Below are 14,851 nucleotides of genomic sequence, written 5' to 3' on the forward strand. Positions count from 1 at the left end.
CAACCGCGGCGCCTGCGCGAGGTCGACCCCCGGCGTACGGCGACCCGCCCCGGCAGCGTCCGGCCGCCTTGGCATGCACCGCACCGGCGCACCCAGCGGACGACAGCGCTGATGCGGTGCTCAGTCCTGCGAGCAGTTGGTGTCCGCGCCGCCGTCGGCCATGTCGGCGATCCGCCACAGGTACAGGCTGGCCAGGGTGCGGTACGGCCCCCAGCACTGGCCACGGGCCTGCAGCTCGCGCGGCGTGGGCAGCCCCGCCCCGCCATCGACCCGCTGCGCACCCTTGCGGACGCCCAGGTCGTCCACCGGCAGGATGTCCGGCCGGCCGAGCCGGAACATCAGCATCATCTCCACCGTCCAGCGGCCGATGCCGCGGATCGGCAGCAGCGCCTCGACGATGGCCTCGTGGTGCATCCACGCCATCTGCCGGGTCGAGGGGATGTCCCCGGCCAGCTCGCGCCGCGCCAGGTCGCGCAGTGCCAGCGCCTTGTTGCCGGATACGCCGCAGGCGCGCAGCCCGGCGTCGTCGATGCGGGCCAGCGTCGCGGCGTGCAGGCGCTGGCTGCCGATCGCCGTTTCCACCCGGCCGACGATGGTCGCGGCCGCCTTGCCGCTGAGCTGCTGGAACACGATGGCGCGCGCCAGCGCATCGACCGGATCGAACGGACGCCGCCACCCGGGCGGCGCATCCAGCGGGCCGACGCGGCGGATCCAGCGCGCCAGGCGCCGGTCGTGGCGCTGCAGGTGCGCCAGCCCCTGCCCGAGGTCGAAACCGCGCGGGTGCCGGGGCACGCGGCTAGCGCCTCAGCGCGCTGAGCGCCAGCAACACCCAGCCGGCCATCAGCGCGGTGCCGCCGGCCGGCGCCAGGCGCGTCGGCCACCAGCCCAGCGCACCGCCGGCCACGCTGCCGGAGAACAGCAGCACGCCCAGCAGCAGCACATACAGCGCGGTACGCCCGGCGGCGTTCAGCGATGCCGGGCCGAGTATCGCCAGCACCGCGCCATGGCCGAAGGCGTACAGGGCCGCCGTCTCCAGGTGGGACCGCGCCAGCGGATCGCCCAGCGCATGCGACGCGTAGGCCGACATGCCCACCGCCGATGCCGCCAGCAGCGCCCCGCAGAACGCCAGCAGCGACGGCCTGCGCACCCTCCGTTCCAGTCCCAGCATCATCTTCCCCGGTTGGTCGGCCACCAAGGCGTGGCCATGTACATGCGGACGCCGGGCGCATCGCCTGCCCGGGCCGGCGTCCGCGTGCCACCGGGCAGCAGGCAACAAAAAACGCGCCGCTGGGGGCGGCGCGTTTTCTGTGCATCACTTCATTCTTCCGCGACGGGCCGGTTACTTGACCGACCAGTACACGTCGTAGGTGCCGTCGGTGGTGAACGCCTTGTCCACGCCGCCCTTCCACGATTCGTACGGACGGTCGGTCACTTCGTAGCCGGCAGTGGTCGCCCAGGCGCGCAGCGCGTTGCGCGCCACGTCCAGGCCCGCCATGTGGCCGGTGTAGGAAGCGAACGCCGAACGGTGCGCGTCGGCATGCACGTAGGTCACCGGGTTGCCGGACGGGATCTTGACGTCGAGCTTGCCACCGGTGGCGGCAACCGGGGCGGCCTCGGCCTTGTCGGCCTCGCCTTCCTTCTTGTCGCCGGCAGCGGCGGCAGCGCTCTTCCTGCGCACCGGCTGGGCCACGTCGAAAGCGTACTTCTCGGCGCCGAAATCGGTGGTCACGATGCGCACCGGGCCGGCGGCCTCCAGGCCGTTGGCTTCCATCGCGCGCTTGATCCACTCCTGGTTGTCCAGGATCGACTTGCGGATGCTCTCGTTGCTGCGGTCGATGTTGCCGGCGTTGACCACCAGCAGGTCCTCGACCGGAACGTCCACGACCTTCAGGTCGGTCAGCGGGGCTTCGGCGGCGCGGTAATCGACGTTCGGCACCGAGGCCAGCATGTTGGCCATGCGCGACAGGCCCAGCTTCAGGTCGTCGCCGATGTGGCGGCTGACGTACAGGCCGGCGTAGCGGCCGAACAGGTCGAACCCGTAGTTGACCGAGTAGTCCTGGGTGATCTTGACGTTGCGGTCGTTCTTGCCGGTCGGCTCCAGGGTGAAGGTGGTGACCTTGTCCTTGCCCTTGGTCTGGTCCTCGATCGCGATCACCACGCGCTTGTTCTGCTCGGTGTCGGTGATTTCCCAGCTGCCCTGGCCCAGCGCGCTGTCCTTGGACGAATACTCCAGGCGGGCGCCCTTGCCGGCGTCCGGACCGCTGTACTTCAGCTCGATGCCCTTGTCACGCAGCACCAGCGGGTTCCAGTCCTTGAAGCGGCGCAGGCTGTTGACCGTGTCGTACACGATCGTCATCTTGCGGTTGGTTTCGATGCTTTCGGAAATGTGGCGCTCGCCCGGCAGGCACACGCCAATGATGACGAACAGGCCAGCCACGATCCCCAAGGCGATCAGGAACTCGATAATACGGGTCATTCAGGAGTCTCCGGGGCCGATCCCACGGCCGGGTTGATTGAAGCGAAGCCCCCATCCTATCAGGCTTTGCGCAGGTTGTTGACGGATTTGGCGCACCGGTTTCCGTGTCCGGTGCAGGCATGCGGGCCGAAGGCCGTAAAGGCTGCCACCCCGCCGCCGGGGCCCTGCACGATGCCATGCGCGGGCCGGGCTGGCGAGGGGTGCGACGCCGCTTATTTTCCCTCTACCGGCGGCCTCCGCACCAGTCGTTCCATGAGATTCATTCGAAAGCAGATTCCGCCATGCCGGCATCCGCCGGCGCGGCAACGCCCGCCGGACGCAGCCGTATGGCCCGGGCGCGCGGCGCGGTGGCCGCTCACACCAGTTGCAGCTCGAACGCCTTGAGCACCGCCCGGGTGCGGTCGCGCACGCCCAGCTTGCTCAGGATGTTGGACACGTGGTTCTTGATGGTGCCCTCGGCCACGCCCAGTGAATTGGCGATCTCCTTGTTGGAAAAGCCGCTGGCCATCAGCCGCAGGATCTCGGTCTCGCGGTCGGTCAGCGGATCGGGCCGGTCGAGGCTGACGAACTCGTTGCGCATGTGCTCCAGCCCGGACAGCAGGCGCTGGGTCACCGCCGGCTGCACCAGCGAGCCGCCTTCGGCCACGGTGCGGATCGCGCCGACCAACTGCTCCAGGGTCACGTCCTTGAGCAGGTAGCCCTTGGCACCGGCCTTGAGCCCGGCCAACACCAGCTGGTCGTCGTCGAACGTGGTCAGGATGATCGCCGGCGGCAGCTGCCCCAGCCGCGACAGGGTCTGCAGCGCCTCCAGCCCGGACATCACCGGCATGCGCATGTCCATCAGGACCACGTCCGGCGCCACCTGCGGGATCATTTCCACGGCCTGGCGGCCATCGGTGGCCTCGGCCACCACTTCGATGCCGTCGTCCAGCGCCAGCAGCGAACGGATGCCCTGGCGTACCAGGGTTTGGTCATCGACCAGACAGACGCGGATCATCAGTTCACTCCTTGCGGCCCGGAGGCCAGCATCATATGGGTTGCCACCGGCAGCGAGGCACGAAGGTGGAAGCCTTCGCCGCGCCGTGCCGACACGTCCAGTTCGCCGCCATACTGCGCCAGGCGTTCGCGCATGCCGCGCAGCCCGTTGCCGGGCAGGATGTCCTCCACCTCGCCACCGACGCCGTCGTCGCGGGCGTCGATCACGATCCGCCCCTGGGCGCGCTCGACCCGGATCCACAGGTTGCGGGCGCCGGCATGGCGCACCGCGTTGGTGATCACTTCCTGGGTGCAGCGCAGCAGCACGTGGGCGCGCTCGGGGTCTTCCACGCTCAGCGGGTCGTCCATGTCCAGGTGGATCTCGAGCGAAGGCACCCGCTCGGCCAGCGGCCGCAGCGCCGCGGCCAGGTCGATCGCCCCGCTCTCGCGCAGCTGGCTGACCGCCTCGCGCACGTCGGTGAGCAGCAGTTTGGCCAGGGTGTGCGCCTGGCGCACGTGTTCCTGCGCCTGGCCCTCGGTGATGTGGCCGGCCACTTCCAGGTTCAGGCTCAGCGCGGTCAGGTGGTGGCCGAGCAGGTCATGCAGTTCGCGCGAGATGCGGGTGCGCTCGTTGACCCGCGCGCTCTCGGCCAGCAGCAGGCGGGTCGCGCGCAGCTCGGCGTTGAGCCGGCGCTGCTCCTCGCGGGCCTGGGTCTGCTGCCGCGCCACCAGGCTGGTCACGAAGATGAACATCGAGAACCCGGCATACAGCAGCGACTGCAGCAGCGCCTCGAACAGCGGCAGCCCCATGATCAGGTGGTAGACCGGCAGCACCGCCAGCTGGCTGAGCACCAGCCAGACCACCCCGACCCGCTTGCTCAGCAGCCACGGGATCACCCCGGCCGCGACCATCAGCAGGATGCTGCCCAGCCCGGTGACGCTCAGGTAGCTCACCGCCAGTCCGGACAGGGTCAGCACCAGCAGGGCCAGGCGGTCGTACCAGCTGGTGTGGCCACCGGCGGTCAGCCCGCGGGTCAGCCAGAAGTAGCACACGCCGAACGCCAGGTACGCGGCCAGCAGCCAGGTGGCTTCGCCCAGGCTCGGCGGCAGCTCGCCCTCGGCCGGCGCGTACTGGGTGTAGAGCAGCGGCAGGCTGACCAGGCCCCAGGTGAACAGGCCGGCCAGGCGCAGGACGCGGGTATGGCTGAGATATCCCAACATGGGTGCATGGTAAGGACCACGGCGGCTTTGCGCCCTCCCACGGAAGTCATGCCCGGATGGCGCTCGCCCGGTCCGGCCGGCCATGCGATAATCGCCGGCCAGCCCCCACCCCTCACTCGGGGCCGACCGCTTCACCCACGGAGTCACAATGTCGATCGTCATCCGCGACGTGCGCGAGCACGAGCTCGATTCCGTCCTGGCACTGAACAACAACGCCGGCCTGGCCATCCTGCCGCTGGATGCCGCCAAGATCCGCCGCTTCTACGAAACCGCCGAATATTTCCGCGTCGCCGAGCGCGACGGCAACATGGCCGGCTTCCTGGTCGGCTACGGCAGCAGCGCCGAGCACGACAGCTGCAACTTCGCCTGGTTCCAGCAGCGCTACCCAGCTTCTTCTATATCGACCGCATCGTGGTCGCCAGCCGCCGCCGCGGCGGCGGCGTCGGCCGTGCGTTCTATGCCGACGCGCAGAGCTACGCCGAGCTGCGCTACCCGCAGATGGCCTGCGAGGTGTTCCTGGACCATGGCGCCGACGCCGCGCTGCTGTTCCATGGCAGCTTCGGCTTCCGCGAGGTCGGGCAGAACACGATGCCGGCCGTGGACGTGCGTGCCAGCATGCTGCTCAAGGACCTGTGCAGCTATGAGTGGGTCAAGGAAACCTATGGCGACAACCTGCCCGACGTTCCGTGGGCGGGCCACACACGCCGGCCCATGCAGCAGCGGCCGACGGGAACCTGAGATGGCAGTGAATCCGGATTACGAACAGGCAGGCGAACTGAAGATCGGGCAGGTGGGCATCGCCAACCTGCGCATCCGCACCCTCGACGTGGAGCGGCTGGTACAGGAAATGCGCGAACGCGTGGCGCGCGCGCCCAAGCTGTTCGGGCGCGCGGCGGTGATCCTCGATTTCGGCGGCCTCAGCCGCGTTCCCGACCGTGCCAGTGCACAGGCGCTGCTGGACGGGCTGCGCGATGCCGGCGTGCTGCCGGTGGCGCTGGCCTATGGCACCAGCGAAATCGAGCAGCTCTCGGTCCAGCTCGGGCTGCCGCTGCTGGCCAAGTTCCGTGCCCAGTACGAACGCGCCGATGCCGCCCCGCCGGCACCGGCCCCGGCGCCCGCTCCGGCCCGGCGCGCGCCCGAACCCGCACCGGCACCGGCACCGGCCGCGCAACCCGGGCGCATGCAGCTGGGCGCGGTGCGTTCGGGCCAGCAGCTGTACGCCGAGAACTGCGACCTGACCGTACTCTCAACGGTGGGCGCCGGCGCCGAGGTGATCGCCGACGGCAGCATCCATATCTACGGTACGCTGCGTGGCCGCGCCCTGGCCGGCGCGCAGGGCAATACCGGCGCCCGCATCTTCTGCCGCGACTTCCACGCTGAACTGGTCGCGATTGCGGGACGCTACAAGGTGCTGGACGATATTCCCGACAACCTGCGCGGCAAGGCCGTGCAGGTCTGGCTGGAGCAGGACCAGATCATGATCGCTGCGCTGGATTGACGCGCAGCCCACCACGGAACATTCAGGAGAAATCCTTTGGCTGAAATCATCGTAGTCACCTCCGGCAAGGGCGGCGTCGGCAAGACCACCTCCAGCGCCAGCATCGCGTGCGGCCTGGCCCGGCGCGGCAAGAAGGTCGCCGTCATCGACTTCGACGTCGGCCTGCGCAACCTGGACCTGATCATGGGCTGCGAACGCCGGGTGGTGTACGACTTCGTCAACGTCGTCCACGGCGAGGCCACGCTGAAGCAGGCCCTGATCAAGGACAAGCGCTTCGACAACCTGTACGTGCTGGCCGCCTCGCAGACCCGCGACAAGGACGCGCTGAACAAGGAAGGCGTGGAGAAGGTGCTCAAAGACCTGGCCGCCGACGGCTTCGACTTCATCATCTGCGACTCGCCGGCCGGCATCGAGAAGGGCGCGTTCCTGGCGATGTACTTCGCCGACCGCGCCGTGGTCGTGGTCAACCCGGAAGTGTCCTCGGTGCGCGACTCGGACCGCATCATCGGCCTGCTCGACTCCAAGACCGCCAACGCCGAGGCCGGCAAGAGCGTGCCCGCCTTCCTGCTGCTGACCCGCTACAGCCCTGCGCGCGTGGAAAGCGGCGAGATGCTCAGCATCGGCGACGTGGAGGAAGTGCTGGGGCTCAAGGCGATCGGCGTGATCCCGAGTCCGGCGACGTGCTCAACGCCTCCAACAAGGGCGAGCCGGTGATCCTGGACACCGAATCCATGGCCGGCCAGGCCTATGAGGACGCGGTGGGCCGCATCCTGGGCGAGGAGCGCCCGATGCGCTTCATTTCGGTGGAGAAGAAGGGCTTCTTCAGCAAGCTGTTCGGAGGGTGACGATGGGACTGTTCGACATCTTCAAGGCGAAGAAGAGCACGGCCGAAACCGCCAAGAACCGCCTGCAGATCATCATCGCGCAGGAGCGCAGCACCCGCGGCGGCCCGGACTACCTGCCACTGCTGCAGCGCGAGCTGCTGGAAGTGATCAAGAAGTACGTCAACATCGACGCCGACGCGGTCAAGGTGGACCTGGTCAAGGACGGCGAGCACGACGTGCTCGACATTTCCGTGGCCCTGCCCGAAGGCCCGCAGGGCTGATGCCGCGAGCCGGGACCGGCCGACGGTCCCGGCCCCGCCTGTGACGATGTCGACTCCGCCGGCCAACGCAGCCGCCGCCATCCTGTGCGTGGGCGATATCGCCTGGGACGCCGCGGCCACCCTGCTCGCGCGCCACGGCCTGCGCCTGAACCGGGTCGAGGACGGCGCGAAGATCCCCGGCAGCTACTGGGCGAACCCGAAGCCGGGATCATCGCCAGCGACGTCTACGTGCGCACCGACACCCCGGTGCACTCGATGCTGCACGAGGCCTGCCACCTGATCGTGCTGCCACCGGAGCGGCGCGCGCTGGTGCATACCGACGCCACCGACTCGGTGCCCGAGGAAGACGCCACCTGCTACCTGCAGATCGTGCTCGCCGGGCAGCTGCCCGGGGTCGGCAGCGCGCGGCTGATGGCCGACATGGACGCCTGGGGCTATACCTACCGCCTGGGCTCCACCCGCGCCTGGTTCGAGCACGATGCCGACGACGCCCGGCAATGGCTGCTCGAACGCGGCCTGCTGCCGGCCTGAAGCGGCCGCCCCGGGCCGTGGCGAAAACACACCCGCGGCGCACGCGTGCCGTCGCTCCCGCGCGGCACCCGGCTACGGCCGCGACGCGCCCATGTCCAGGATCACCCGGGTACCGCGTTCGCGGCCCGAGTGGATGTCCAGTTTCCAGCCCAGGTGCTCGCACAGGCGGCCGATCAGGTCCAGGCCGATGCCGCTGCGCATGTTGCGTTCGCCGCGCGCGGTCTTGGCGTAGGCCGCGGCCACTTCCTCCGGGCTCATGCCGTGGCCCGGGTCCTCGATGGTCACCACCGCATGCGGCGTCAGCCACAGGCGGATCACACCGCGGTCGCTGTTCTCCAGCGCGTTGCGCAGCAGGTTGCCGACCGCCGCCTGCACCACGCCCACCGGCGCGACGATCGTGCACGGCGTGGCGTGCATCACTTCGACCGACAGCTCCTTGCCGCTGGCCAGGTAGGCATGGTCGGCCACGATCTCCGGCAACAGCTGCTCCAGCGCCAGCGGCTCGCTCAGCGCCGCCAGCCGCGCCGGGTCGCGCGCCAGCAGCAGCATCAGCTGGATCAGCTGCTCCATGCTCGACGCGGTGCTGCGCACCCGCTGCAGCTGCTGCTGCGCACGCGGCGGCAGCCCGGGCTGCTCCAGCGCCAGTTCGGCGGCGCCGGTGATCACCGCGATCGGCGTGCGCAGTTCGTGGCTGGCGGTACTGATGAAGGCGCGTTCGCGTTCGACGAAGCGCTCGTTGCGCTCCAGGTAATCGTTCACCGAATCGGCGATCACCTCCATTTCGCTGCTGCCGCGGGCAGCGACCTGCACGCGCTGGCCACTACGCTCGGGCTGCAGCGCGGCGATATCGGCGGCCAGCCCGGCCAGCGGGCGCACCAGGCGGTTCATGCCGACCCACGCCATCAACAGGGTGACGACCACCATGGCGATCCCGGCCAGCACCGCCCAGCGGGTGATGAAGTGTTCCAGTTCGGCGAAATCGGTGATGTCCAGTACCAGCATCGTGCGCCCGAAGTCGCTGGTCTGGCGCACCATCACCGCGCTGCGGTGGCCTTCCAGCCGGACCCCGTCGTGCAGCCCCGGCGCCAGGTGCGCCAGCACGTCGGGAATGCCGTGGGCATCATGCTCGCTGAAGAAATGCAGGGTGTCCGAATCCTGCCAGCGGTAATCCGGGTCGGTACGCTTGTTTGCGATCACGCTGTCCAGTTCGGAGTTGAGCAGCGCCCGCCACACCGAGTGCTCGGCGCGCTCGTGCACGTAGTTGGCGGCGCTGAACACCACCAGGGTCAGCAGCGCCAGGTAGCTGGCCAGCCAGACCAGCAGCTTGCGCCGCAGCGTCCGCCGCTTCATCGCACGTCGCCCGCCGCCGCGCCGGCCATGGCCGGTGCGTCCGGCGCGCACAACCGGTAGCCCACGCGCGGCAGGGTATGCAGCAGTTTATCGGCGAACGGCCCGTCGACGCTGCGCCGCAGTTCGTAGATGTGCGAGCGGAGCATGTCGCCGTCGGGCGGCTCCTCGCCCCACAGTGCGTACTCCAGCTGGTCGCGCGGCACCGCCGCCGGGCTGGCGCGCATCAGCACTTCCAGCAGCTTGCGGCAGGCCGGGTACAGGTGCAGCAGGCGGCCGCCGCGCTGCACCTCCAGGGTAGCCAGGTCCAGGCGCAGGTCATGCACCTGCAGCACCTTGCGCGGGTTGCGGCCGCGCGTGCGCGCCAGCACCGCGTCCAGCCGCACCTCCAGTTCCGGCAGGGCAAAGGGCTTGGTCAGGTAGTCGTCGGCACCGGCGCGGAAACCGGCGATCTTGTCCGGCAGCTCGTCACGCGCGGTGAGCATGATCACCGGCACCTCGGAGCGGTGTTCCTCGCGCAGCCGCCGCAGCACTTCCGGCCCTTCCATGCGCGGCAGCATCCAGTCCAGCAGGATCGCGTCATAGGCATGGGTGGCGGCCAGGTGCAGCCCGGTCACGCCATCGGGGCGACATCGAGCACATGCCCGCGTGCCTCGAAATAGTCGAAAAGATTGGCGATCAGGTTGCGATTGTCTTCGATGACCAGCAGCCGCATGTGCAGAACCCTTGGAATGGCGCCTCGCCGGCGGATGCGCGCCGGCGCCATCGGCGGCGGCGGACGGACCGGCGGTACCTGGCCATCGTAGCCCCAGCACTGGTCGGAGCGACGTCGAAACAGGTCACAATGCGCGCTACGACGCGCTTCCCACGCCGGCGGCGCGATCCTCCCCGTCCACTCCCAAGACGAGCCCAGCGTGCGCCCGACCCGCCTTCGATCCCCCGCCTCGTGGTACCTGTTGCTGGCGCTGGTGGTGGCCAGCCTGCTGGCCGGACTCGGCATGCGCGAGCCCTCCCCGCCCGACGAGCCGCGGTTCGTGCTGGCCGCGCGGCAGATGGTGGAGACCGGGCAGTGGCTGCTGCCGCACCGCGGCAGCGAGCTGTATGCCGAAAAGCCGCCGACCTTCATGTGGATCCAGGCTGCCACCTACAAAGTGCTGGGCCACTGGAACATCGCCTTCCTGCTGCCGTCGCTGCTGGCCGCGCTGCTGACCCTGTGGCTCACCTGGGACCTGTCGCGGCGGCTGTGGAACCGGCGCGTGGCGCGCTACGCGGTGCTGGCGCTGTTCGTGTGCATCCAGTTCGGGCTGATGGCCAAGCGCGCGCAGATCGACATGGTGCTGGTGGGCATGACCACGCTGTCGCTGTGGGCGCTGCTGCGGCACACGTTGCTCGGGCCCGACTGGAAACTGCTGGCACTGGGCGCCTTCGCTGCCGGCGTAGGCACGGTGACCAAGGGCGTGGGCTTCCTGCCGCTGCTGGCGCTGCTGCCCTGGGCCGCCTGGCGCTGGCGCCACCCCGGCGCGCCCGGCGCCGGGCGCGGCTGGGGCTGGTGGCTGCTGCTGCCGCTGTTCATTGCCGGTACCGGGGTGTGGCTGGCGCCGCTGGGCATTGCCCTGCTGAACAACCCCGACCCCGGCCTGCAGTCCTACGCCCACGAACTGCTGTTCAAGCAGACCGGCACCCGCTATGCCAATGCCTGGCACCACCACCAGCCGGCCTGGTACTACCTGCAGGTGATCGCCACGCTGTGGCTGCCGGGCAGCCTGCTGCTGCCGTGGCTGGTGCCGGCCTGGTGGCGGCGCCTGCGCCGGGCCGACCCGCGCTACATCGTGCTGCTGGGCTGGGCACTGCTGGTGCTGCTGTTCTTCAGCGCCAGCCCCGGCAAGCGCGAGGTCTACATCCTGCCGATGCTGCCGGCGCTGGCGGTGGCGGCCGCGCCGCTGCTGGCCGGCCTGCTGCGCCGTAGCGGCGTGCGCTGGGCGCTGCTGCTGTACGTGGCGCTGCTGGCGGTGGCGATGCTGGCGGTCGGCTACGACGCACTGCAGCACGCCGATGGCTGGGCGCAGCGCAGCGCGGCCAAACGCGCGATCGACCCGGCGGTGGTCCCACGGGTCGGCGCCTGGCTGCTGGGCTTCGGCATTGCCGCGCTGGTGCTGGTGGCGGCGCTGCGCCTGCGCCGCGCCGGGCTGGCCGCGGTGCTGGCCACGGTGCTGCTGTGGACGATGTACGGATTGGGGCTGATGCCGGCCCTGGACCCCTACAGCTCGGCCTCGGCGGTCATGGACAAGGTGCGCCAGCGCATCGGCGACGGCGAACTGGGCATGGTCGCCTGGCGTGAGCAGAACCTGCTGCAGACCCACCCGCAGGCGATGGACTTCGGCTTCAAGCGGCCGTGGCCCGAACAGTGGGAGATGGCCGGGCAGTGGGTGGCCGCCGCCCCGGAACGGCGCTGGCTGTTCGTCCTCAAGCAGGCCATGACCCCCTGCGCCGACCCGGCCGCGGTGATCGACATCGGCAGCGCCAACCGCAACCAGTGGCAGTTGCTGCCGGGCACCGCGCTGGATACCGCCTGCGTGGCCGCCACCCACGGCCAGGTCGCGGGAACGGCCGGCGAAACCGACGAGGACTGAACGCGGCGCGGGGTTAACGCCGCGGCAACGGGGCTCCGACCAGTCTCCGACATGGCCGCCACCACCATGCGGCCATTCATCGTCGAAGGCTCCGCATCCGTGCCTGCCATCCCCTCCCCGCCGCCCCCCTATGCGCTGCCCGCGCCCGGCCTTGCCGCCACCCGGCGCGGCTTCCTGGCCCGCCACCTGCTGCTCCCGCTGCTGCTGTCCATGGCCGCCAGCTTGGTGTTGATGGCCGGCAACGGCGACCAGTGGCTGGCCGACCAGCTCTACCGCTGGGAGGGCGGCCGCTGGGCGTTCCGCGACGCCTGGTGGACCACCCACGTCATCCACCGCGGCGGCAAGAACCTGAGCACCGTGGCCGCGGTGCTGGTGATGCTGGCGCTGCTGCGCGCCTGCGTGGATACCCGCTGGAAGGCGCTGCGCCGGCCGCTGCTGTACCTGCTGCTGGCGGTGGGCCTGTCCACTGGCGTGGTTGCCCTGCTCAAGTCCATGACCCACATGGATTGCCCCTGGGACCTGGAGCGCTACGGCGGCCTGCGCCCGTTCATCGGCCTGTTCGAGCCGCGCCCGGTGGTGCTCGGCCACGCCGCCTGCTTCCCGGCCGGCCATGCCAGCGCCGGCTACGGCTGGGTGGCGCTGTACTTCTTCGCCCTGCAGGTACGCCCGCGCTGGCGCTGGGCCGCGCTGGCCGCGGCGGTGGCCACCGGGCTGCTGTTCGGCATTTCCCAGCAGCTGCGCGGCGCGCACTTTTTCTCGCATGATGTGTGGTCGCTGGCGGTCAGCTGGACCGTGGCGGTGCTGCTTTACCTGTTGATGTTCCCACCGGCCAAGGCCACCCCGTTCAAGGAAGAAACCCACGCATGAGTACGGCTTCACCGCATCTGCCGACATCGACCAGCGCATTCGCACGGCTGCGCCGCTGGCGCCCGGAAATCTCCACCGAAACGCTGATCCTGCTGTCGAGCGCGTTCTTCGCCTTGGCCTGCAACGGCCTGTTCTGGCGCGACGCCCTGGCCACCAACCCGGCAGCGCGCTGTTCGCGGTGTCGCTGTTCGCCCTGCTGATGGGCGTGCATGCGCTGCTGCTGGGCCTGCTGGTGTGGCGCTGGAACGCCAAGGTGCTGCTGACGATCCTGTTCGTCACCACCGCCTTCGCCACGCACTACATGAACAGCTTCAACGTCTATCTGGACGCGGACATGCTGCGCAACGTGCTGGCCACCGACCACAAGGAGTCGCGCGAGCTGATGACCCCGGCGCTGCTCCTGCCGCTGCTGGTGTATGCGCTGGTGCCCTGCGTGCTGCTGTGGCGGTTGCGCCTGCGCCGCCGCAGCTGGAGCCGCGCCCTGCTGTGGCGGCTGCTGTTCCTGGTGGGCGTGGTGGTGGTGTCCGGTGCCGGCACGCTGGCCTCGTTCCAGAACGTATCGGCGCTGATGCGCAACCACCGCGAGGTCCGTTACCTGGCCACGCCGGCGAATTACCTGATCGCACTGAAGCAGAACCTGGTCAGCTCCAACCCGATCAAGAACCAGCCCAAGCTGCCGCTCGGCACCGATGCCAGGGCCACGCCGCGCGCGGCCGACAGCAAGCCGCGCCTGCTGGTGCTGGTGGTCGGCGAGACCGTGCGCGCGCAGAACTGGGGCCTCAACGGCTACGCCCGCCAGACCACGCCGGAGCTGGCCAAGGCCGGGGTGATCAACTTCCCGGACATGCATGCCTGCGGCACCAGCACCGAGGTATCGCTGCCGTGCATGTTCTCGCCGTTCGGCCGCCACGACTACGACGCCAGGAAGATCCGCGCCCACCAGTCGCTGCTGCACGTGCTCCAGCATGCCGGCATCGCCACGCTGTGGCGCGACAACCAGTCCGGCTGCAAGGGCGTGTGCGAAGGGCTTGAGACCCAGCGGATGGACGACGCCACCAAGCCCGGACTGTGCGCCGATGGCCGCTGCATGGACGAGATCCTGCTCGACGACCTGGCCGCGCAGGTGCGTGCCCGGCCGGGCGACCGCGTGGTCGTCCTGCACCAGCTGGGCAACCACGGCCCCAGCTATTTCCAGCGTTACCCGGCGGCGTTCCGCCAGTTCGTGCCGACCTGCGACACCCCGGACCTGGGCAAGTGCAGCCGCGGCCAGATCGTCAACAGCTACGACAACGCCATCCGCTACACCGACCATTTCCTGGCCCGCACCATCGCCACCCTGCGCGACATGCAGGACTACGACACGGCGATGATCTACCTCTCCGACCACGGCGAATCGCTGGGCGAAAAGGGGCTGTACCTGCATGGCGTGCCGTACGCCATCGCGCCGGACGAACAGACGCGGGTACCGATGGTGATGTGGTTCTCCCCGCAGTTCGCCGCCAGCCGCGGACTGGACCTGCAGTGCCTGCGCGAGCGCGCGCGCCAGCGCAGCGACCACGACAACCTGTTCCCCTCGGTACTGGGGCTGATGCAGGTCACCACCTCGGTGTACGAGCGCGAGCGCGACCTGTTCGCCGGGTGCGCCGGCTAGCAGCAGCCCCCGCGGGAGCGACACCATCGTTCCCGCGGCAAAGCGCCGCAGCTTCCCTCCAGCAACACGCCAGGGCCGCCTTTCCGCGATGGCTGCCCTGGGCGCTGCTGCCGGCGGCCTTCGCCGCGCTGCCCGCGATCTTCGTCAGGCGCGGCCAGCAGCAGGTCGATGCCGACCTGGCGATGCTGCCGCGTGCCATCGCCATCGTCACCGTGCCGGGCCTGTTCGCGGCCACCGCCGGCAAGTGGAGCAACCCGCTGGCGCTGCCCGGCAGGCCCCTGCCATGGCGGCTGCTCCCGGCGCTGGCCACCGGTGCATGGTGGTTGTGCTGTTGCCGTGCCGTGCAGCGCGCAGTTCCGCCTCGCAGGGGGCGCCCGTGGACACGCCCGGCGTGGTGCTGGTGGCGATGTTCGCCATCTCTTTCCTGCACGCGCGCCTGGCCGGGCGCGAATGGCGGGAGTTGCGATGATCGGCGGCGGCGTGCTGCTGATGGCACTCAAGCGCTGACCCACCCCCTTGCCGCGGCCGCCGCGGCCCTCTAGCCTTCGCC

The 14,851-nt window shown here is 69.9% G+C and carries 10 protein-coding genes and 6 pseudogenes; 9 read left to right on the top strand and 7 right to left on the bottom strand.

Annotated elements, in window-relative coordinates:
* Positions 1 to 120 precede the first annotated feature (120 nt).
* The 5 genes from B1L07_11065 to B1L07_11085 all read right to left on the bottom strand — a co-directional run bounded on the left by B1L07_11065 (position 121) and on the right by B1L07_11085 (position 4,672).
* Positions 121 to 792, bottom strand: coding sequence for a DNA-3-methyladenine glycosylase (locus tag B1L07_11065; protein AUZ55536.1), 672 nt, complete (start codon positions 790 to 792; stop codon positions 121 to 123).
* A 4-nt stretch (positions 793 to 796) separates the two neighbouring features.
* A complete protein-coding gene (locus B1L07_11070) occupies positions 797 to 1,168 on the bottom strand; it encodes a hypothetical protein (protein ID AUZ56560.1) in 372 nt (123 codons plus the stop codon).
* A gap of 171 nt (positions 1,169 to 1,339) precedes the next feature.
* Positions 1,340 to 2,476: a polyketide cyclase gene (locus tag B1L07_11075; GenBank protein AUZ55537.1), complete on the bottom strand. Its 1,137-nt coding sequence runs from the start codon at positions 2,474 to 2,476 to the stop codon at positions 1,340 to 1,342.
* Positions 2,477 to 2,831: 355 nt separating this feature from the next.
* Entirely contained in the window at positions 2,832 to 3,473 is a 642-nt protein-coding gene (locus B1L07_11080) for a DNA-binding response regulator (protein ID AUZ55538.1), read from the bottom strand.
* Positions 3,473 to 4,672: a two-component sensor histidine kinase gene (locus B1L07_11085; protein AUZ55539.1), complete on the bottom strand. Its 1,200-nt coding sequence runs from the start codon at positions 4,670 to 4,672 to the stop codon at positions 3,473 to 3,475. Before B1L07_11085 ends, B1L07_11080 begins: the two co-directional genes overlap by 1 nt.
* Positions 4,673 to 4,820: 148 nt before the next feature.
* Between B1L07_11085 and B1L07_11090 the strand changes: the two are divergent.
* From B1L07_11090 to B1L07_11110, 5 genes and pseudogenes are all read left to right on the top strand, one after another.
* A pseudogene (locus B1L07_11090) lies at positions 4,821 to 5,410 on the top strand (GNAT family N-acetyltransferase).
* Between the two features lies 1 nt (position 5,411).
* The gene (locus B1L07_11095; GenBank protein ID AUZ55540.1) at positions 5,412 to 6,170 is read left to right on the top strand and encodes a septum site-determining protein MinC; all 759 of its coding nucleotides are present in this window, start codon (positions 5,412 to 5,414) and stop codon (positions 6,168 to 6,170) included.
* Between the two features lie 36 nt (positions 6,171 to 6,206).
* A pseudogene (locus B1L07_11100) lies at positions 6,207 to 7,015 on the top strand (septum site-determining protein MinD).
* 2 nt (positions 7,016 to 7,017) lie between these two features.
* Entirely contained in the window at positions 7,018 to 7,275 is a 258-nt protein-coding gene (locus B1L07_11105; protein ID AUZ55541.1) for a cell division topological specificity factor MinE, read from the top strand.
* A 46-nt stretch (positions 7,276 to 7,321) separates the two neighbouring features.
* Positions 7,322 to 7,806 (top strand): annotated as a pseudogene (locus B1L07_11110) (hypothetical protein).
* Positions 7,807 to 7,878: 72 nt separating this feature from the next.
* Here the strand turns inward: B1L07_11110 and B1L07_11115 are convergent.
* Both B1L07_11115 and B1L07_11120 read right to left on the bottom strand, forming a co-directional pair.
* Positions 7,879 to 9,156: a two-component sensor histidine kinase gene (locus tag B1L07_11115; protein AUZ56561.1), complete on the bottom strand. Its 1,278-nt coding sequence runs from the start codon at positions 9,154 to 9,156 to the stop codon at positions 7,879 to 7,881.
* Positions 9,153 to 9,868: pseudogene (locus B1L07_11120) on the bottom strand (DNA-binding response regulator). The gene B1L07_11115 and the pseudogene B1L07_11120 overlap by 4 nt, the downstream one beginning before the upstream one ends.
* A 199-nt stretch (positions 9,869 to 10,067) precedes the next feature.
* On the opposite strand from B1L07_11120, the gene B1L07_11125 reads away from it, so the two are divergent.
* From B1L07_11125 to B1L07_11140, 4 genes and pseudogenes are all read left to right on the top strand, one after another.
* Positions 10,068 to 11,783, top strand: coding sequence for a hypothetical protein (locus B1L07_11125; GenBank protein ID AUZ55542.1), 1,716 nt, complete (start codon positions 10,068 to 10,070; stop codon positions 11,781 to 11,783).
* A gap of 135 nt (positions 11,784 to 11,918) precedes the next feature.
* Complete coding sequence (locus tag B1L07_11130; protein AUZ56562.1) at positions 11,919 to 12,650, top strand: hypothetical protein; 732 nt, start codon at positions 11,919 to 11,921, stop codon at positions 12,648 to 12,650.
* Positions 12,647 to 14,301, top strand: a pseudogene (locus tag B1L07_11135) (phosphoethanolamine transferase). The gene B1L07_11130 and the pseudogene B1L07_11135 overlap by 4 nt, the downstream one beginning before the upstream one ends.
* A 92-nt stretch (positions 14,302 to 14,393) precedes the next feature.
* Positions 14,394 to 14,808: pseudogene (locus B1L07_11140) on the top strand (hypothetical protein).
* The last annotated feature ends 43 nt before the right edge of the window (positions 14,809 to 14,851 follow it).

This window comes from Stenotrophomonas acidaminiphila, assembly GCA_002951995.1.
Lineage (GTDB): Bacteria > Pseudomonadota > Gammaproteobacteria > Xanthomonadales > Xanthomonadaceae > Stenotrophomonas > Stenotrophomonas acidaminiphila_A.

Coding starts and splice junctions, on each gene's coding strand:
- B1L07_11075 (AUZ55537.1), bottom strand. CDS start 2,476: ATGACCCGTATTATCGAGTTCCTGATCGCCTTGGGGATCGTGGCTGGC.
- B1L07_11080 (AUZ55538.1), bottom strand. CDS start 3,473: ATGATCCGCGTCTGTCTGGTCGATGACCAAACCCTGGTACGCCAGGGC.
- B1L07_11115 (AUZ56561.1), bottom strand. CDS start 9,156: ATGAAGCGGCGGACGCTGCGGCGCAAGCTGCTGGTCTGGCTGGCCAGC.
- B1L07_11105 (AUZ55541.1), top strand. CDS start 7,018: ATGGGACTGTTCGACATCTTCAAGGCGAAGAAGAGCACGGCCGAAACC.
- B1L07_11085 (AUZ55539.1), bottom strand. CDS start 4,672: ATGTTGGGATATCTCAGCCATACCCGCGTCCTGCGCCTGGCCGGCCTG.
- B1L07_11095 (AUZ55540.1), top strand. CDS start 5,412: ATGGCAGTGAATCCGGATTACGAACAGGCAGGCGAACTGAAGATCGGG.
- B1L07_11070 (AUZ56560.1), bottom strand. CDS start 1,168: ATGCTGGGACTGGAACGGAGGGTGCGCAGGCCGTCGCTGCTGGCGTTC.